Source organism: Streptomyces sp. 3MP-14 (assembly GCF_006334905.2).
GTDB classification, from domain to species: Bacteria; Actinomycetota; Actinomycetes; order Streptomycetales; family Streptomycetaceae; genus Streptomyces; species Streptomyces triticirhizae.
Map to the genome: position 1 here is coordinate 185,998 of NZ_VDLZ02000001.1, position 19,179 is coordinate 205,176.

Sequence of the window (19,179 nt, forward strand, 5' to 3'; positions counted from 1 at the left end):
GCGAGCCGTTGCGCGCGGGACGCGCGCACGCCGGGCGCGCGCCACGCGCAGGCGCGTCGCCCTCCCGCGCGCCCCCGCCGGCGCACGCCCTCGGCGATCGACAGGCGTCGGCGATCGACAGGCGTCGGCCGCCGTTACTCGTCGTCCTCGTCGTCGAGCCGGGCGAGCCAGGTCGCCAGCCGCTCCACCGGCACCTCGAAGTCCGGGTTGAGATCGACGAAGGTTCGCAGCTGCTCCGCCAGCCAGTCCAGGGTGACCTCCTCGCCACCGCGCCGCTGGGCGAGTTCCTCGATTCCTCGATCGGTGAAGTACACGACGTGCTCCAAGGTGTGCGGTGGTGCCGAAGGATTCCGGACTCCTTCGGACAGTTGAGAACAAACTGAGAACAGCTGAGAACGACTGCGGAGGGGTTGCGGGAACGTGCCCGGAAATTCTTCCACCAGCCGTGCGGGAGCGCGTCGGGCGGGGCGGCCCGGCGGCCTGCGCCCCGGGCGTACCGGGATGCGGCCGGACGGGAGGATCAAGGATAGGCAACTGTCGGTGGCGGCCGGTAACCTGCGGGCACACCAGGAGCGACGGGGGGTCACATGAGCAGCGAAGTCACCCGGGTCACCCTTCCGGACGGGACGCCGGTATGGGCCAGGATCTCGGGTGCCGAGCCGGTGTCCGTGCCCGAACAGCAGCCCCGTTCCGGGTACTCCGGCCCCGGCCAGCCGGGCGCCGGCTATGTCGACACCGGGTTCGCCCAGCGGGCCGCCGCCCAGATGGAGAGCCTGCGCGAGCTGATCGGCGGCGTCGCGGCCTCCGTCGCCGACGGCCTACGGGACGCGCGTCCCGACGAGGTCAGCGTCAGCTTCGGCATCGAGCTGACCGCCAAGGCGGGCAAGGTCGTCGGCCTGCTCGCCGAGGGCGAGGCCAAGGGCGCCATCACGGTCACCCTCACCTGGCAGGGCACGCCCCCGCCGCCGCGCGGCCGGGACGCCACATGACCCGCGGGGACGAGGGGGGCGCACGACCCGGCGACGAGAACCCCTTCGAACTCCTCGCGCCGCTCGTCACCGCCGCCCTGGTACGCATCCATCCCTCGCCGGCCGGGTATGCCGAGGGCGAGCCGGTGCCCCCTCCGTGGGGCAGCGGGTTCTTCGTCGCTCCCGAGTGGGTGCTCACCTGCGCTCATGTGGCGCTCTCGGGAGGTGGCGCCGAGGGAGGGAGGCGCGAGGTGGGGCTGACCTTCAGAGGTGTGGACCGCCCGGTGCCTGGCCGGGTGGAGTGGGCCAGGCCCGAGGGCCCGCCAGGCGACGGGGCCATGTGGCCGGGGCCCGACCTCGCCCTGGTGCGCCTGCTCGGGCCGCCCCCGCCGCCGCCCGAGGGGCCGGGCTGCGTCTGGCTGAGCGAGCGCACTGCCCGCCTGTTCACCCGCGAGGAGGTCGCGTTCTTCGGCGCCACCGAGATGTCCGGGGTGTTCGACGAGGTCAACGGCCGATGCACCATCCGGGGCGAGTACGGCTCCGAGGGCCTGCTGCGGCTGGGCAGCGAGGACGAGTTCCTGCACGGGGTCTCCGGCGGCCCGCTGGTCGACCTGGCGCGCGGCGAGGTGATCGGCGTGGTCAAGGCCCGCCGGGACGTGCGGGACGGCGGCCTGGCCACCTCCGTCATCCAGTTACGCCGGATGCCGGCGCCGAGCGGCCCGGTGCGGGCCCTCCCCGACGACCTCTACCAGGCGGTCATGCACGGCCACGACCGCTACCACGCCGAGCGCCACCGGGCCGCCCGTTCCGGCGAGTTGACCTGGACCGACGCCCAGAACGCGCTGGGTGTCTCCGGCCCCGGCGGGCTCACCCCCGGCCAACGGGTCAGGCTGCTGGGCATGTTGGCCGAGCTGCCCCCGCCGGTCTCGACGCGGCGGCTGGTGGACCTGGTCAGCGACCTGCGCGGCCGGCCGCACGAGGGCAACCTGCCCGCGCCCCGGTGCTGGCGGGAGGGCCTGGGGTTGCTCCACGAGCTGCGGACCGGCGGCACGGGTCTGGAGGCCGTGTTGCACTACTCGCTCCGCACGGCCACCGAGGAGCGCCCCTATCCCGCCTTCGACGGCGTCGAGGAGCGGCTCCGGGGGTGGGTGCACTCCGCCGCCGGGGAGTCCCCGACGCTGCCCCGCCGGGTCCGCAACGTGCTGGTGCGCGAGGACGAGGCGAGGCGCCAACGCACCGCCGTGGCCAGGGAGTCGGAGCTGCCGTTCGACCTGGAGCTGGAGCTGCGGGACGTGCCGTCCGGCGTGCCCGACGCGCACGCGCTGCTGGAGATCTTCCCGCGCGTCTGGGAGGGCGGCCGCTACGACTGGCGGGTCAGCTCCACCATCGGCGGCCGGTGCTCCGCGGTCGACGAGGACTTCCACGCCACGGATCTGGACAAGCCGCCGGAGCGGCTGCGCGCGGCGCTGGCCGAGGCGTTCCGGCGCGCCGACGAGCCGGGCAGCCCGGTCCCGCTCCATGTGGCCGTGCCCTACTCGCTGTTCGAGACGCCCTTCGAGCGGTGGTGGCTGACGCCCGACGGGCCCACGCTCGGCGAGCGGCGCCCGGTCGTGCTGCGCTGCACCGACCCGGTGCCGGGGGCCGGGGACTCGCCGGAGCTGCGGGCGCTGCGGCAGGCCCGTTGGGCCATGATCCATCTCGGCCGTCTGGTGGTCGACCCGCTGGACTGCCACGACGGCGAGGCCCGCGCCGTGCCCGAGGCGGCCGGGCTGGTCGGCCGGGACACCGCGACCGTGCCGGTGCTGTGCCGCACCCCCCGCAGCGGCGGCCAGCAGGACGCGCTGCCCCGGGTGATGGCCGGCGGGTACAACGTCGTCCTGTGGCGGCGCGAGCTGGAGTCGCGCGAGCCGTTCTGCGACGACTTCCACCACGGGGTGGTGGGCGCGGCGCGGGGCGCCGGTCACGCGGGCCGGCTGCCGACCGTGCTGTGGCGGCTGCGCGAGGCGGCGGCCAGGGGCGTGGCGCACGCCGCCTGGTCGTCCGACGTGGCGCTGCTCTACGCGGACCCCGAGGTCAAGGCGTTCGACGACGACTTCCTGGAGGCGCCATGACGGGCCGTCGGGCCGGGGTGACGCGATCCGGTCCCATCCCCTGCGCGCCGCCCTCCGCCCCGGTTACGGTCGGGAGCGTCGGGGGCCAGGCGATCATCCGGACGGCGGACAACGGACGAGGAGGACGCGGTGGCCATCTCTGAGACCAACGAGTCGGGGACCAACGGGCAGGAAGGGCCGGCCGGCGAGGAGCCGGCGGGCGGCGAGTGGCTGATCTACCGGGGCACCGGGGAGCGGCACGAGGGCATCCACGCCCTGCCCAAGCCGCCCCCCTGGCGGGACTTCGACGGCCACGGCCATCCGCTGGTCGCGCCTGGACCCGACACGGACAGCGCGTCGGCCCGGCGCCTCGGGGCGTTCCGGCACCTGGCCGAGATGCACCGGCCCAGCGCCGAGGAGCTGGAGATCATAAACGCGGCGCTCTATCTGCGCCGCCCCCTGCTGGTCACCGGAAGCCCGGGCACGGGCAAGAGCACCCTGGCGCACTCGGTCGCCTTCGAACTCGGCCTCGGCCGCGTGCTGCACTGGCCGATCGTCAGCCGCAGCCGGCTGGAGGACGGCCTCTACCACTACGACGCCATCGCCCGCCTCCAGGACGCCCAGATCGCGGCGAGCGGGCGGGCCGCCGGGCTGGCCTCGGCGGCGGTGCCCGGCGGCATCGGCAGCTATCTGCGGCTCGGCCCGCTCGGCACCGCGCTGCTGCCGACGGCCAAGCCCCGGGTGCTGCTCATCGACGAGCTGGACAAGAGCGACATCGACCTGCCCAACGACCTGTTGAACGTGCTGGAGGAGGGCGAGTTCACCATCCCCGAGTTGCAGCGGATCGCCGAGCGCGAGCCCGAGGTGGAGGTGCTGACCGACGACGGCACCAAGGTCACCGTCCGGGAGGGCCGGGTCCGCTGCCACGCCTTCCCGTTCGTCGTGCTGACCAGCAACGGCGAGCGTGACTTCCCCGCGCCGCTGCTGCGCCGCTGCATCCCGCTCCGGCTGGGCCGCCCCGACCACGAGCGGCTGGCCACCGTGGTGCGGGCGCATCTGGGGGATGAGTTGACGCGGGTCGGGGAGGATCTGATCGACCGTTTCCTGGAGCGTTCCCGCACCGAACAACTCGCCACCGACCAGCTGTTGAACGCGATCTACCTCACCCACCACGCCGAGCTGCCCACCCGCGACCGACTGGCCGACATGCTCATCCAGCGCCTCGATCAACCCAGGTAGGCACCCATGTCCCAAGCGGCCCGCCCCGACCGACTGGCGTCCGTGATCGCCGCCCTGCGCGGCGCCGGGTTCGACCCCTCGTGGACGGAGCTGTCCGACGCGCTCTGGCTGGCCCAGTACACGCGTGGCGCGCCCGAGGAGGGCGCGGCAGCGCCGGACGGTCGGGTGCCGCCGAGGGACGACGAGTCGGCGCACGAGGGGGCGCGTCCGGCGCCGGAGGAGCGCGCCGACGAGGAGGCGCGCCCCCGCCCGGTCGAGGAGGAACGGCCGGGCGGCGTCGGCCGGTTGCCCCGCCCCGACGACGCGTCGGTGCGGCTCTACGCGGACCCCGAGGGCCTGGGCGGCGCGGCCGGCGCCCGGCCGCCGGGCGAGGCGCTGCCCGTCGGGGTGCCGGAGGCCAGGGCGCTGCCGGGGCTGCTGGGCATGGAGCGCGCCCTGCGCCCGCTGCGCCGCTACACCCCGCCGACCGGCCCGCCGCGCCGCCCGCACCGGGGCCTGGTGCTCGACGAGCCGGCGACCGCCGAGCGCACGGCCCGCGCCGGCGGGCTGCTCACCCCCGTCTTCCGGGCCGAGCCGCGCGACCACACCGACCTCCAGCTGCTGATGGACGCGGCCCCCGCGATGCGCGTCTGGCAGCGGATGGTCAGCGAACTGGCAGAGGTCTTCGGCCGGTTGGGCGCCTTTCGCGACATCCAGGTGCACTATCTGCACCGCTCGCCGGACGGCAGCGCGGCCGTGAGCCGCCGGTTCGACACGGAGGGCGGCGCGCTGCGCCCGGCCAGGCAGCTGCGCGACCCGACCGGGCGGCGGCTGACCGTGGTGGTGAGCGACTGCACCGGCCCGCTCTGGCGCGAGGGGACGGCGCACCGGCTGCTGCACGCGCTGGGCCGGCACGCCCCCGTCGCCGTGATCCAGCCGCTGCCGCAGCGGCTGTGGCCCCGCACCCGACTGCCCGCCAGCCACGGCACGTTGCTGCGCGAGCCGGGCCCGGCCGGCTCGGTGCGGCTGCGGTTCGTCGCCGATGGCATGGCGGCGGCGCAGCCGCCGGCGCCGGGCGCCGTCCCGGTGCCGCTGCTGCCGCCGGCCGCCGCCGCGCTCGGCGCCTGGGCCGGGCTGCTGGCCGGCACGGGGCCCGGCGGGGTGCCGGCCGCGGTCGGCTGGGTTCGCGCCGACCAGCCGCCGGCCGGGCCGGCGCGCGCCAGGCCGGGCGGCGGGCGTTCGGGGGTCGAACTGCTGGCCAGGTTCCGCGCCTCGGCCTCGCCCAGCGCGGTCAGGCTCGCCGTCTATCTCGCGGCGGCGCCGCTCTCGCTGCCGGTGATGCAGCTGATCCAGCGCACCATGCTGCCGGACTCCGGCCCTGCCGAGCTGTCCGAGGTGTTGCTCAGCGGGCTGCTGCGGCGGCTGGACGGCCCACCGCCCGGCTCGCCGGTCGACGGGCTGTGGTTCGCCTTCGTCGACGGCGTGCACGAGGAACTCCTCGCCGAACTCGGCCAGGACGAGGCCGAGTTGGTGCTCAAGCACTGCTCCGGCTATGTGACCAGGCGGTTCGGCGGCGCCGGGCCGAACTTCCCCGCGCTCGCGCTGGCCCAGCTCTCCGGGGCCGAGGCGGTGGACGCCGAGGCCGGGCGCGCGTCGGCCGACGAGCACGCCCCGGCGCTGCCCCGCCCGTTCGCCGAGGTGGCGGCGAAGGTCCTCCGGCGCTTTCTGCCCGTCGCCCCGCTCTCGGCGCGGGAGACCGGCGACCGGGGCGCGACGCCGGCGCCGTCCCGCGCGGTCGGCCGGGCCAGGGCGCTGGCCGCCGCCTATGACGAGGACGGCCAGGTCCGCCATCTGCTGGCCGCCGTCGAGCTGTTGCGCCGGGCGACGGCCGAGCGGCCGGCGGCGGGGCAGCGGGCCGACCTGGAGCTGTGGAGCGAGCTGGCCGAGGGGCTGCTGCGGCTGTGGCGGGCGCAGCGGGACGGCGAGCTGCTGGTCGAGGCGCGGCAGGCGGCGCAGACGGCGGCGCACGCCGGCGCGCCCCGGGGGCGCACGGTGCTGGCGCGGGTGTTGCACGCGGCGGCGGGGGAGCGGCGGGCCGCCGGGGACACCCGGGGCGCGCTGGAGCTGTGGCGGCTGGCGGACCGGGAGTTCGCCGCCGTGCAGGCCACGCCGGGGCTGGACCGGGCGGCCGCGCTGGGCGTCACGCTGGACCGCGTCGAGGTGTTGACGGCGCAGTGGCGGCTGGGCGGGGACAGCGCCCTGTTGCAGGAGAGCGTCGGCATCGTGGAGGCGGTGGCGGACGCCTGGCCGACGGACGAGCCGCAGCCCAGCGGCCTGTGGCTGGCGCACGGCCGGGCGCTGCTGCTGCTCGCGGACGCCGCGCAGGATGCGGAGCGCGTCGAGGTGCACGCGGGGCAGGCCGCCGACTCGCTGCGGCAGGGCTGTTGGGCGCTGGAGAGCGAGGGCGCGCCGGCGCGGGTCCGGGTGCGCGCGCTGCTCGATCTGGTGGACGCGCTGCTGCGCACCGACCAGGAGTGGCGCCGGGCGGGCGAGGTGATCGAGTCGGCAAGCCGGCTGGCCGAGGAGCCGGCGGCGCGTTCGGCCTGCCTGAGCAGGGCGGGCCGGCTGGCGGTCCGGGCCTTCGAGGTGGACGGCGAGGTGGCGCGGCTGGACGCGGCGGCGGCCCGGTTCGAGGAGGCCAGCCGGCTGGTCTCCCGGGACCGGCCCGAGTACAGCGCGCTGATCGAGGAGTGGGGCGCCGCGCTGCTGCGCCGGGCGGACCGCGAGGACGGCGGGCCGTTCGTCTCCCGCGCGGTGCGGGTGTTGCGGGACTGCCGGATGGAGACGGCGGCCGGCGATCCCCGGCTGCCGGGGCGGCTGTTGCTGCTGGGGCAGGCGCTGACCGCGCGTTACCGGGACTCGGTGGACATGGTGGACCTGCGGGAGGCCGAGCACCTCTTCCAGCGGGCGGCCCGCACCGCCGAACAGCCGTTGACCAGGGCGCGGGCCTGTCTGGAGCTGGGCGACACCCACCGGCGGGTCTTCCGGCACACGCACGGCCTGGAGCGGCTCGACCAGGCGGCCGACGCGTACCGCAGGGCCGCGACCGCCGCCCGGGCCGCCGAGGCGGAGGCCGTGGACCCGGCGGAGGCGGTGCGGCTGGCGGCCACCGCGCACCACCAGCGGGGCGTGGCCTTCGAGGCCGCGCGCCGGCCGTTGGCGGCGGGGGACGCGTACCGCGCGGCGCTCCAGCAGTGGCGCCGGCTGCCGGACGAGGAGAAGGCGGGCGCGGAGACGGTCGCGCGCCTGGAGGTGCTGCTGCGCGACCGTTGACCCGGCGCGCGCTGCGGCGCGTGCGCGCGGGGCCGCGCCCCCCGGCGGTGCCCGTTCCCGGCGGCCGTCCGGCGTCCGGGTCCTGTTTCCCGGGCGGGGCGCGGGGGAATCTCCGATGAGGCGCCGAGTCGCTGCCCCGTGCGGGCCGCGGAAGCTGGCGCGGTCGCGGGAAGCGTGGCCGTGGGGAGCGTCGCGCGGAGACGAGCGCGGCGGCGGGCGCGGAACGGCGCCCGGGCTGGCGCCGAGCGAGCCCGGGGGAGCGGGCGCGGGGGACGGGGGCGGAGAAGGTCTTCGAGGAAGACGGCGAATCGGCCGCGGAGACGTCGCGGCGGTAGCCGCGGAGAAGCGCGAGGTGACGGCATGTCGACGGGTCCACGGGAGGCGGTGGCCTCGGGGCTTCTGCCCGAGTTGCCGGAGTTGCCCGACCTGCTGGCGTTGAGTCTGGCGGAGGTGCGGCGGATGGACCACCCGGTGTTGGAGGCGGTCCTCGCGGATCTGCGGGAACGGCTCGCCCGGCCCGGCGAGACGCGCTGGGACTTCGACGACGCCCCGGACTGAGCCGCCCACCGCCGCCCCCCGGGCGCCCGCCGGGACTCTTGGCGTCGCCGGGAGTGCAACTTCGCTCGCTTTCGGTCCACTTGGCGCGATGGCCCGACCGGAAACGACCGGTGGGGTTTTCGTTGTGACGTCCATCGGAAGGGTCCTCGTTCAGGGGGCGGGCGGCAGCCGGGACGGGGCGCGGCCCAGAGGGGACGGACGCGTGTGAAGACGACGAGGGGCTCCGGCCGGGCGGACACTGCACCGGAGCCGTTCCGCCAGTTCGTGGTCAAGGTGAACAGCCGCTGCAACCTCGCCTGCCGCTACTGCTACATGTACTTCGCCGCCGACGACGGCTGGCGCCGGCAGCCGGTCAGCGCGTCCCCCGAGACGTTCCGTTGGATCGCCCGCCGGATCGCCGAGCACGCCGCGACCCACCAACTCCCGGCTGTCTCCGTGGTGTTGCACGGCGGCGAGCCGCTGCTCACCGACCCCGAGGTGCTGGGCGGCTTCGTCGATCTGGTGCGGGCCGAGGCGCCGGCCGGCTGCCGGGTGCGCGCCACCGCGCAGACCAACGGCACCCGCCTGACGCCCGACCGGCTGCGGGCGCTGGCCGCCCACGGCATCGAGATCGGCCTCAGCCTGGACGGCGGGCACGCCCGACACAACCGGCTCCGCGTCGACCACGCCGGCCGCCCCGCCTGGCCCGCGATCCGCCGCGCCGCCCGGCTGCTGGCCGAACCTCGCCACCGGGACAGCTACGCCGGGGTGCTCTGCGTGATCGATCCCGAAAGCGATCCGGTCGAGGTCTACCAGTCCCTCCTGGAACTCGATCCGCCGGCCCTCGACCTCCGCCTGCCCCAGGGCAACTGGACGGCCCGGCCACCCGGCCTCGATGACGCCGGGCCCGAGGACGCCGGGCCCGGGGACACCGCGCCGGGCCGGGCCGGCCGCCCCACCCCCTACGCGGACTGGCTGATCGCCGTCTTCGACCGGTGGTGGGCCGCCGACCGCCGCCGGGTGCGGATCAGGATCTTCGAGGAGTGCCTCGCCGCCCTGCTCCACCAGCCCACCGCCGGCGGCCTGTTCGGGCTGCACCCGTTCAGCGCGGTGGTCGTCGAGACCGACGGCGCCATCGAACAGATCGACGCGCTCAAGACCGCCTACCCCGGCGCGGCCGCCACCGGGCTGCACGTCGCCGACCACGCCTTCGACGCGGCCCTCGACCACCCCGGCGTCGTCGCCCGGCAGGCCGGCGCCGCCGCCCTGGCCCCCGCCTGCCGCGCCTGCCCCCTGCTGGAGGTCTGCGGCGGCGGCAACTACGTGCACCGCTACCGCGCCGGCCACGGCTTCGCCAACCCGTCCGTCTACTGCGCCGACCTGGCCCGCCTGATCCACCATGTCGCCCGCGCCCTGCGCCGGACGGTGACCCCGTGACCGCCACCCCCGACCCCAGCGGCGGCGCCCCCCGCAGGACCCCCGGGGGCCTCAGCCGCGAACAACTCGCCCAGCTCGGCCGCACCGGGGGCGAGCCCGCCACCCTCGCCACCCTCGCCGCCGGCCAACACACCCACCGACTGCTGCTGTTGCGCGTGCTGCTCGACGCGCTCCCCGCCGCGCCCGCGCCCGCCGCCGCCCTCGCCAGGGAGCACGCCGCGCTGCTGGAGAGCGCCGAGCGCGCGGGACCCGAGGCCGCGCGCCGGGTGCTGTTCTATCCGCTGACCGGCACCTGGGCCGAGCGCTGTGCCCACCTGCTGGCCACCGGAGCCGGCCGGGACGCCGCCCGCGACCTCGCCCACCTCGGCGGCCTCGCCGCCGCCTCCGCGCTCCGCGCCGGCCTCGACTTCCGCGTCCGGGTCGCCGTCGCCGACGGCCGCCTGGCGTTGCCCACGCTCGGCGCGCTCAACACCCACGCCCCCGACGGCACCCCCGCCGAACTGGCCGCCCGCGACGGCCGGTTGACGGTGCGGCTGCCCGGCGACGCGCCGGTCACCCTCGGCCGCGACCCGGCCGGGCACTGGCGCTCGACCACGCCCCGCTGGCTGACCCTGCACACCCTGGACGGCGGCCCGAGGCCCGTTCTCCTCGACGACCTGGACCCCGGACGCCCCGCGCCCGGCCGCGCCACCCGCCCCGGCGACGGCCCGCCGCGCCACGCGCTGCGGCCCACCGAACGCGCCCACTGGTCGCGGCTGTGGCACGACGCGCTGCCGCTGCTCCGCCTCGGCGGCGCCGCGCGGGCCGCCGAACTCACCCTGCTCAACTGCATCGTTCCGCTGCTGCGCCCCACCGGCGGCCACGGCGGGCACACCAGCTCCACCAGCCCGGGCGCCTTCGGCGCCGTCCTCGCCAGCACCCCGCCCAGCGCCGCGCTGCTGGCCGCCGGCCTCACCCACGAGCTGCAACACGCCAAGCTCGCCGCCGTCGGCGCCCTCAACCCGCTGCACCAGCAGGGCCCGGCCGCCCGCTACTGGGCCCCCTGGCGCCCCGACCCGCGCCCGTTCGACGGGCTGCTGCACGGCGCCTACGCCCACCTCGCGCTCGCCGGCTTCTGGCAGCGCCTCGCGCTGGGCCTGGACGACCCGGGGGCGCGCGACCAGGCGTGGGCGGCGCACTGCCGTTGCCACACGCAGGTGGGCGCCGTGCTGCCCACGTTGCGCGCCGCCCGTCGACTCACCGACGACGGACGGGTGTTCGTCGAGGCGATGGCCGAACAGCACCGTGGGCTGGGCTCGCCCGCGCCGCCCGCGGGCCACCTGGTGCGCGCCCGGGCGTATGTGGAGACCGCGCGAGCCCTGTGGCTGCGGCGTCACGCCCGTGGCACGGTTACCTGACAGTCGCGCGGTGTATGTTTCCCAGGGGGAGCTGACGGGGCGTCGGGTGCCCCGGGGACGCCGGTGCGCTGGCCGCTCGCCCGCGGTCCGTCCGCCGGTTGGTCCGTCCCGCCGGTTGGTCCGTCCCGCTGGTTGGCTCAGTGGGCCGGTTGGTTCAGTGGGCCGGCTGGTTCGTCCGGCAGTTGGTTCGTTCGGAAGGCGAAGGGGGTCGGTCGGGTGACCGCCGAGGGAGGCTCCGTGCAAGGTTCGGCTCACACCACGGCCCCACCGGCTGAGGCCCGGCGCATCACCATCAGCTACGCGGGTTACAACCGCGCCTGGGCGGTGTGGATCGCCGACCGGCTGGAGCGGTACGGCTGGCAGGTCGCCTTCCAGCGGTTCGACCTCCCGGCCGGCGTCCAGCTCCACGAGGCGCTGACCGACCTGCTGTTGGTCAGGGGCCGCATCCTGGTGGTGCTCAGCGACTGGTACTTCAAGCTCGGCCCGCGCACCGACCAGGAGTGGAACGAGGCGCTGCGCGCCGTGGTCGCGCCCAACTCCGCCCGCTTCCACGCCGTCTCCGTCTCCACCGCGCCGATGCCCTCCGCCACCGCCGCGTTCGGCGGCACCACCGAGCTGTGGGGCCTGGGCGCCCGGGAGGCCGAGCGGCGGCTGATCCAGCTCGTCGGGGCCTTCGAGGAACGCGACCCGGCGCGGGACACCCTCGGCGGCTCACAGGGCCCGCGCTTCCCCATGGAACTGCCCCGCGTCTGGGGCGGCGTGCCCCGCCGCAACAGCCGCTTCACCGGCCGCGAACGCCTCCTCCAGAGCATCCACGACCAGGTGCAGAACGCCGAGCCCGGCACCGGCGTGGTTGCTCTGCTCGGGCTCTCCGGGGTCGGCAAGACCCAGGTCGCCGCCGAGTACGCCTGGCGCTTCTCCTCCTCCTACGACCTGGTCTGGTGGGTCCCCGCCGACCAACGCGGCACGCTGCGCCAGCGGTTGGCCGAGCTGGCCCCCTCGCTGAACCTCACCACGGGACCCGAGTACGGCGAGCGGCTGCGCGCCGTCGGCGACGCGCTCCGCCGGGGCCGGCCCTACGCCCGCTGGCTGGTGGTGCTGGACGGCGCCGACAGCCCCGAGACCATCGCCGACCTGGTGCCCACCGGGAACGGCCATGTGCTGATCACCTCGCAGAACGGCGCCTGGGGCGACTACAACAACACCCATCTGCTCCCCGTCCCCGTCTACGAGCGTGAGGAGTCGGTGGCGTTCGTCCGTCGCCGCGCGCCCAGGATCGGCCGGGACGACGCCGACCTGCTGGCCCGCACCCTGGGCGACCTGCCGCTGGCGCTCGACCAGACCGCCGGCTGGCTCAGCGACTCCACCATGACCGTCCGGGAGTACGTCGGCCTGCTCCGCGACGACGAGGACATCGAGGTCGGGCTGCGAGTCGCCGTCGACTTCGACACCTCGTACCCGACGGCGTTCTCCATACTGCTCAACCGACTGCGGGAGACCGTTCCCGAGGCCGTCGAACTGCTGCGGCTGTGCGCCTTCTTCGCGCCCGGCGCCATCCCCGTCCAACTGCTGCGCGAGATCCCCGCCGAGCACCTGCCCGAGCAGCTCGCCGGCCTGATGTCCGACCCGCTGCGCTGGAACACCGCGACCAACAAGCTCGTCCAGTACTCGGTGATCCAGTGGGACCCGCCGAACACGGACGAGGACCCGGAGGCCGCCGGCACCATCATGCTGCACGGCATGGTGCAGCGGACGGTCCGCTCCGGGATGTCCGAGGTGGACCGCGAGGTGTTCTCCCGCGCCGTGCGCCGGGGCCTGGCCAACGCCGACCCCGCCGTGCCCACCGACACCCGCCTCTGGCCCCGCTACGCCCGGATCGTTCCGCACCTGGACGCCTCAGGCGCGCTCTACAGCAGGCACGCGGACATGCACACGCTGATCCGCAACTGCCTGCGCTACCTGTATCTGGCGGGCGAGTACGTGGCCGGCATCCAGCTGACCGACCGCGTCGAACGCGCCTGGCGCGAGGTGTTCGGCGAGGGGCACCCGCTGCTGCGGGACCTGGCCTCCCAGCAGGCCATGCTGCTGCGCGCCACCGGCGAGTACGCCCGCACCGAGCGGATCAACCGGGGCCTGCTGAGGCGACTTGAGGAGGAGGGCAGGGGCGACGACTCGCTCGACGTGCTCCGCGTGCTGGAGGGCCTCGGCGCCGACCTGCGCGGCCTGGGCCGCTACGAGGAGGCGCTCGACACCAGCGAACGGGTGCTCGCCGGCCGCCGCCGCATGATCGGCGAGGAGGACTTCCGCACCCTCAACTCCCGCAACAACCTCGCCGTCACGCTGCGGCTCCTCGGCCGCTACCGGGACGCCCTCGTCGAGGACCGCCGCACCCTCCAGACCCGCCGCGAGGTGCTGCGCGCCCGCAACAGCTCGACGCTCTCCTCGGAGACCAACTACGCGATCGACCTGCGCCTGTTGGGCCGCTACGCGGAGGCCCAGTCCATCCAGGAGCCCAACGTCGAGGTCCAGCGGACCGTCATGGGCCACGACCATCCGCAGACCCTCAGCGCCGAACTCAACCTGGCGCTCTGCCTGTTGCGCTCCGGCGAGCGCACCGCCGCCCACGAGCGGCTGGCCGACCTGCTGGAACGCGCCGAACGCGCCCTCGGCGAGGCGTCCCCCGCCACCCAACGGATCGCCGCCTGCTACGCGTTCGTGCTGCGCTCCCACGGGCGGCTCGACCTGGCCCGGGAGATCGGGGAACGCACCACCCGCCGCTACCGCCAGGCGCTGGGCGCCGAGCACCCGTTCACGGTCGGCACGCTCGCCAACCACGCGCTGCTGCTGCGCGCGGCCGGCGAACGGGAGGAGGCGCTGGAGCTGAACGAGCAGTGCCTGATCCGGATGACCGACGCGCTGGGCCCGGACCACCCGTGGCGGCTGGGCCTCGCGCTCAACCTGAGCGCCGACCGCAACATCGCGGGCGACGTGGAGAGCGCGGCCGAGCTGAGCCGCGACACGGCGCGTCGGGCCGCCGAGCATCCGTCGCTGGGGCGGGAGCATCCGCTGACGCTCTCCTGCAAGGTGGCGCACGCGACGGACCTGCGGAACCTGCGGCAGCGGGCGGAGGCGGACAAGACGGAGGAGGAGGCGCTGACGGGGCTCATCTCCACGCTGGGCTCGCAGCACGTCCACACGGTGAGCGCCCGCGCGCGGGTTCGGCCGTTCTGGGACTTCGAGCCGCAGCTGACGTGACAGGGAGGCGGTTCCCGCCGGTCCCTCCGGGGGTTTTGGGGGGAGCCTCCGCCGCGCTGCGCGCGGCGGTCGGCGGCCCCGCCGGGGGCGCCGGGGAGAGTCTTCGCCGCGCTGCGCGCGGCGTTGGCGTGACGGGGGTCGAAGGACGGCTGTTGCCCGGGTGGGCTGTTCGCCGAACGCGGCGTTGACGCGCGGCCGATGTTGTCCTGGGGTGGCTGGTGAACGCGGCGCTGTGCGGGGTGGGTTGGCGGTCCTGCCGTGGGTGGGTTTCCGCTGCGCGGGGCCGGTGTCGCCCTACGGGCGGGTGCTTTCGCGGCGGCGGTGGTCTGGACGCGGGATGGTGGGCCGCTGGGACGACCGCCGATGGCCGGGCGGCGCGCGGGGCGGGGTGAGAGCCACTGCTCGGGCCGCGCTTGGTGAGGGAAGGCGTGAAGCAGGCACGGAACCTCTGCTGCGGCACGGCCCAACGGCTGTGCGGTGAGCCCGCGCTCTCGGCGGGGCGAGCTGCGAGCGGAGGATGTGGGCGGCCAGCCCGTGACGTAACTCTGCCGCCCCGCGCGGCGGATTGGCGCTGCGGTGGGGTGCCTGCCCCTGGGGGTGGCCGGTAACTCGCCACCTCGCGTGGCGGGTTGGCGTTGCCACCGCCGGCGGGTTGTGGCATGCCACGGGGTCACGACCCGGGCCGTGCCTGATTCTGCCGGGGCCCGATGGACCCTCCGCCCCGCACGTTGCGGGCCATCGCCGGGCCCGTACGCCCGGCGCCCCAGTTTTCCACCGGCCGCCGGCCGAGCGTCACAGCCCCGGCCCGGCCGCGCGCAGCACGGGCGGCAACCGCTCAGACGCGCCCCGCGCGCAGCGCGGCCGGCGGCCCAAACGGCGAACGCCCGCGCGGGGCGCGGGCGTTCGCCGGGGCGGACCGGGGTGTCAGAGGTCGAAGACCTCTGACACCAGCGTCTGCTGCTCCGCCTGGTGGCGCTTGGCCGAGCCGACCGCCGGGGAGGAGGAGGCGGGGCGGGTCACCGGGATCAGGCGGCCCGGGAGGTCCACCCGTTCCGGCAGGTTGAGCGCGACAAACGGCCACGCGCCCTGGTTGGCCGGCTCCTCCTGGGCCCACACCACGCGCTCCAGGCGCGGGAAGCGGGCCAGTTCGGCGCGGAGTTCGTCGCTGGGCAGCGGGTAGAGCCGCTCCAGCCTGACCAGCGCGACATCGTCGGCCCCGTCGCCGGTTCGCTTCTCCCGCTCGGCCGCCAGGTCGTAGTGGACCTTGCCGGCGGACAGCACCACCTTGGTGACGCGCTGCGGGTCGGCCGTCTCGTCGCCGATCAGCGGCCGGAAGCCGCCGCTGGTGAACTCCTCGGCGCGGGAGGCCGCCGCCTTCAGCCGCAGCATGGACTTCGGGGTGAAGACCACCAGCGGCTTGTGGTGCGGGTTGTGCACCTGCCAGCGCAGCAGGTGGAAGTAGTTCGACGGCAGGGTGGGCGCCGCCACCGTCATGTTGTTCTGCGCGCACAGCTGGAGGAAGCGCTCGATCCGGGCCGAGGAGTGGTCCGGGCCCTGGCCCTCGTAGCCGTGCGGCAGCAGCAGCGTGACGCCGGAGGTCTGGCCCCACTTCTGCTCGGCCGACGAGATGAACTCGTCGATCACCGTGGACGCCCCGTTGGCGAAGTCGCCGAACTGGGCCTCCCACATCACCAGCGCCTCGGGCCTGGCCAGCGAGTAGCCGTACTCGAAGCCCATCGCCGCGTACTCGCTCAGCAGCGAGTCGTAGACGTTGAACCGGGCCTGGTCGGGCGCCAGGTAGAGCAGCGGGGTGTAGTCCTCGCCGGTCTTCCGGTCGATCAGCACCGCGTGCCGCTGGCCGAAGGTGCCACGGCGGGAGTCCTGGCCGGCGAGCCGGACCGGGGTGCCCTCCATCAACAGGGAGCCGACGGCGAGCAGTTCGCCCATCGCCCAGTCGATGGTGCCCTCCTCGACCATCGCCGCGCGCCGTTGCAGCTGCGGCAGCAGCCGGGGGTGGACCGTGATCCGCTCCGGGATGTTGACCTGCGACTCGGCGATCCGCTTGACCACCTCGGCGGAGACGCCGGTCTCCACCGTCACCGGGAACTCCGGCATCGGCACCGGCACCTCGGCCGGGGCCGGGGTGTCCGTGGCGTCCCTGACCTCCTTGAAGACCTTCTCCAGCTGGCCCTGGAAGTCCTGGAGCGCCTGCTCGGCCTCCTCCAGCGTGATGTCGCCCCGCCCGATCAGCGACTCGGTGTAGAGCTTGCGCACCGAGCGCTTCTTGTCGATCAGGTCGTACATCAGCGGCTGGGTGAACGACGGGTTGTCCGTCTCGTTGTGGCCGCGCCGGCGGTAGCACACCAGGTCGATCACGACGTCCTTGTTGAACGCCTGCCGGTACTCGAACGCCAGCCGCGCCACCCGGCACACGGCCTCCGGGTCGTCGCCGTTGACGTGGAAGATCGGCGCCTCGATCATCCGCGCCACGTCGGTGCAGTAGGTGGAGGACCGGGCGGCGGCGGCCGTCGCGGTGTACCCCACCTGGTTGTTGATCACGATGTGGATGGTGCCGCCGGTGCGGTAGCCGCGCAGCTGCGACATGTTGAGCGTCTCGGCGACCACGCCCTGGCCGGCGAACGCCGCGTCGCCGTGGAGCAGGATCGGCAGCACGGTGAAGTCCTTGCCGCCCCGCCCGATGATGTCCTGCTTGGCCCGGGCCACGCCCTCGACCACCGGGTCGACGGCCTCCAGGTGCGAGGGGTTGGCGGTCAGCGAGACCTTGATCTGCTCGCCGGACAGCCCGGTGAACGTGCCCTCGGTGCCCAGGTGGTACTTCACGTCGCCCGAGCCGTGCATCGACTTGGGGTCGAGGTTCCCCTCGAACTCGCGGAAGATCTGGGCGTAGGACTTGCCGACCACGTTGGCCAGCACGTTCAGCCGGCCCCGGTGGGCCATGCCGATGACGGCCTCGTCCAGCTTGTCCGCCGCGGCCTCGTCGAGCACCGTGTCGAGCAGCGGGATGACCGTTTCGCCGCCCTCCAGCGAGAAGCGCTTCTGGCCCACGTACTTGGTCTGGAGGAACGTCTCGAACGCCTCGGAGGCGTTGAGCCGGCGCAGGATGCGCAGCTGCTCCTCGCGCTCCGGCGGGGTGTGCTGGCGCTCCACGCGGTCCTGAATCCAGGTCCGCTCCCTCGGGTCCTGGATGTGCATGTACTCGATGCCGGTGGTGCGGCAGTACGAGTCCCGCAGCACGCCCAGGATGTCCCGCAGGGTGAGCACCGACTTGCCGGCGAAGCCGCCGACCGCGAACTCCCGCTCCAGGTCCCACAGGGTGAGCCCGTGCTCGGTGATGTCCAGGTCGGGGTGGCGGCGCTGCTTGTACTCCAACGGGTCGGTGTCGGCCATCAGATGGCCCCGCACCCGGTAGGAGTGGATCAGGTCGAAGACCCGGGCGGCCTTGGTGACCTCGTCGTCGTGGTTGACGTCGATGTCGCGGTTCCACCGGATCGGCTCGTACGGAATCCGCAGGGCCTCGAAGATGTTGTCGTAGAAGTCGTGCTCGCCCAGCAGCAGTTGGCTGATCTGGCGGAGGAACTCGCCGGAGGCCGCGCCCTGGATGACCCGGTGGTCGTAGGTGCTGGTGAGCGTCATGACCTTGGAGATGCCCAGCCGGTTGAGCGTCTCCTGGGAGCTGCCCTGGAACTCGGCCGGGTACTCCATGGCGCCCACACCGAGGATCACGCTCTGGCCCGGCATCAGCCGGGGCACGGAGTGGACGGTGCCGATGCCGCCGGGGTTGGTCAGCGAGGCGGTGACCCCGGAGAAGTCCTTCATGGTGAGCTTGCCCGTGCGGGCGCGGCGGACGATGTCCTCGTACGCCTGCCAGAACTCGAAGAAGGTGAGCGTCTCGGCCTTCTCGATGCCGGCGACGACCAGCTGGCGGTCGCCGCTCTTGCTCACCAGGTCGATGGCCAGGCCCAGCTTGACGTGCTCGGGCTTGACCAGGGTCGGCTTGCCGTCCTTCTCCGTGAAGGAGTGGTTCATGGCCGGCATCGCCTTGAGGGCCTGCACCATCGCGTAGCCGATGAGGTGGGTGAAGGAGACCTTCCCGCCCCGGGCGCGCTTGAGGTGGTTGTTGATGACGATGCGGTTGTCGAAGAGCAGCTTCACCGGGACGGCGCGGACCGAGGTGGCCGTCGGCACGTCGCGGGAGGCGTTCATGTTCTTGGCGACGGCGGCGGCGGGACCGCGCAGCGTCACCAGCTCGGGGCCCGCGGGCTCCTCCGCCTGCTCGGCGGGCTTCTTCGCGGGGGCGGGGGCCGGCTTGGCGGCCGGCCGGCTCTCCTGGGCCGGCTTCGCCGCCGGCCTGGCGGCGGCCGGCTGCTCCGCCGGGGGCTTCGGCTGGGTCGCCGTGGTCCGCTGCTCGGGCGTGGCCCCCTGCCGCTCGGCCCCGGTCGTCGTGGGCTTCGCCTCGGGCCGGGCCCGCTCGGCGGTGGCCGAGCCGTCGCCGGCCGACGGCGCCGAGGCGGAGTCGCCTCCCGGCTGGTAGTCGGCGAAGAAGTCCCACCAGGCCCGGTCAACGGAGTTCGGGTCCTGGAGGTACTGCTGGTAGATCTCGTCAACGAGCCATTCGTTGGCTCCGAAGCCGGCGGCAGAGTTCTTCTGCGCTTCTCGGTCGGCGTCAACGCTTGAGGTGTTCGGGGACTGTGGCGACACGGCGGCAACCGCCCTCTTCCGCTTCGCAAGGTCATGGACAGCGGAAATCAAGGCTACGCCTCCCCACGCCCATGGCGCAGTCCGCACCCGCCAGACGTGGCCTACACCACACGGAATCCCGGGTTTCGCGTCAAGAAAGCACGGGAATCGCATCAGGTTTGGTGTGAACAGGCAACAAAATGGCAACGACCCTGGCTCGGTCGAACAGGAACGCGAGGACTCCCG

The 19,179-nt window shown here is 74.7% G+C and carries 10 protein-coding genes; 8 read left to right on the forward strand and 2 right to left on the reverse strand.

Annotated features, from left to right (window positions below; translation table 11 throughout):
* Positions 1–134 precede the first annotated feature (134 nt).
* Positions 135–314 carry a DUF6104 family protein gene (locus FH609_RS00825; RefSeq protein ID WP_122185515.1) on the reverse strand — a complete coding sequence of 60 codons (180 nt, stop codon included), beginning with the start codon at positions 312–314 and terminating at the stop codon, positions 135–137.
* 273 nt (positions 315–587) lie between these two features.
* On the opposite strand from FH609_RS00825, the gene FH609_RS00830 reads away from it, so the two are divergent.
* The 8 genes from FH609_RS00830 (at position 588) to fxsT (ending at position 14,235) form a co-directional block, all read left to right on the forward strand.
* On the forward strand, positions 588–989 hold the full coding sequence (locus tag FH609_RS00830; protein ID WP_405378802.1) for a CU044_2847 family protein: 402 nt from the start codon (positions 588–590) through the stop codon (positions 987–989).
* The gene (locus FH609_RS00835) at positions 986–3,079 is read left to right on the forward strand and encodes a trypsin-like peptidase domain-containing protein (protein ID WP_139665739.1); all 2,094 of its coding nucleotides are present in this window, start codon (positions 986–988) and stop codon (positions 3,077–3,079) included. The genes FH609_RS00830 and FH609_RS00835 overlap by 4 nt, the downstream gene beginning before the upstream one ends.
* Before the next feature lie 210 nt (positions 3,080–3,289).
* A complete protein-coding gene (locus tag FH609_RS00840) occupies positions 3,290–4,297 on the forward strand; it encodes an AAA family ATPase (protein WP_226961333.1) in 1,008 nt (335 codons plus the stop codon).
* Positions 4,298–4,303: 6 nt separating this feature from the next.
* A complete protein-coding gene (locus FH609_RS00845; protein WP_139665738.1) occupies positions 4,304–7,609 on the forward strand; it encodes an SAV_2336 N-terminal domain-related protein in 3,306 nt (1,101 codons plus the stop codon).
* A gap of 360 nt (positions 7,610–7,969) precedes the next feature.
* Positions 7,970–8,167: an FXSXX-COOH protein gene (locus tag FH609_RS00850; RefSeq protein WP_139665737.1), complete on the forward strand. Its 198-nt coding sequence runs from the start codon at positions 7,970–7,972 to the stop codon at positions 8,165–8,167.
* Positions 8,168–8,371: 204 nt separating this feature from the next.
* Positions 8,372–9,583 (forward strand): FxsB family cyclophane-forming radical SAM/SPASM peptide maturase, encoded by a 1,212-nt coding sequence (locus tag FH609_RS00855; RefSeq protein ID WP_139665736.1) that lies wholly within the window; start codon positions 8,372–8,374, stop codon positions 9,581–9,583.
* Complete coding sequence (locus FH609_RS00860; RefSeq protein WP_139665735.1) at positions 9,580–10,980, forward strand: aKG-HExxH-type peptide beta-hydroxylase; 1,401 nt, start codon at positions 9,580–9,582, stop codon at positions 10,978–10,980. Before FH609_RS00855 ends, FH609_RS00860 begins: the two co-directional genes overlap by 4 nt.
* A 237-nt stretch (positions 10,981–11,217) precedes the next feature.
* The gene (gene fxsT, locus FH609_RS00865; protein ID WP_139665734.1) at positions 11,218–14,235 is read left to right on the forward strand and encodes an FxSxx-COOH system tetratricopeptide repeat protein; all 3,018 of its coding nucleotides are present in this window, start codon (positions 11,218–11,220) and stop codon (positions 14,233–14,235) included.
* 924 nt (positions 14,236–15,159) lie between these two features.
* Here the strand turns inward: fxsT and FH609_RS00870 are convergent.
* Positions 15,160–18,954 (reverse strand): multifunctional oxoglutarate decarboxylase/oxoglutarate dehydrogenase thiamine pyrophosphate-binding subunit/dihydrolipoyllysine-residue succinyltransferase subunit, encoded by a 3,795-nt coding sequence (locus tag FH609_RS00870; protein ID WP_139665733.1) that lies wholly within the window; start codon positions 18,952–18,954, stop codon positions 15,160–15,162.
* Positions 18,955–19,179: the final 225 nt, after the last annotated feature.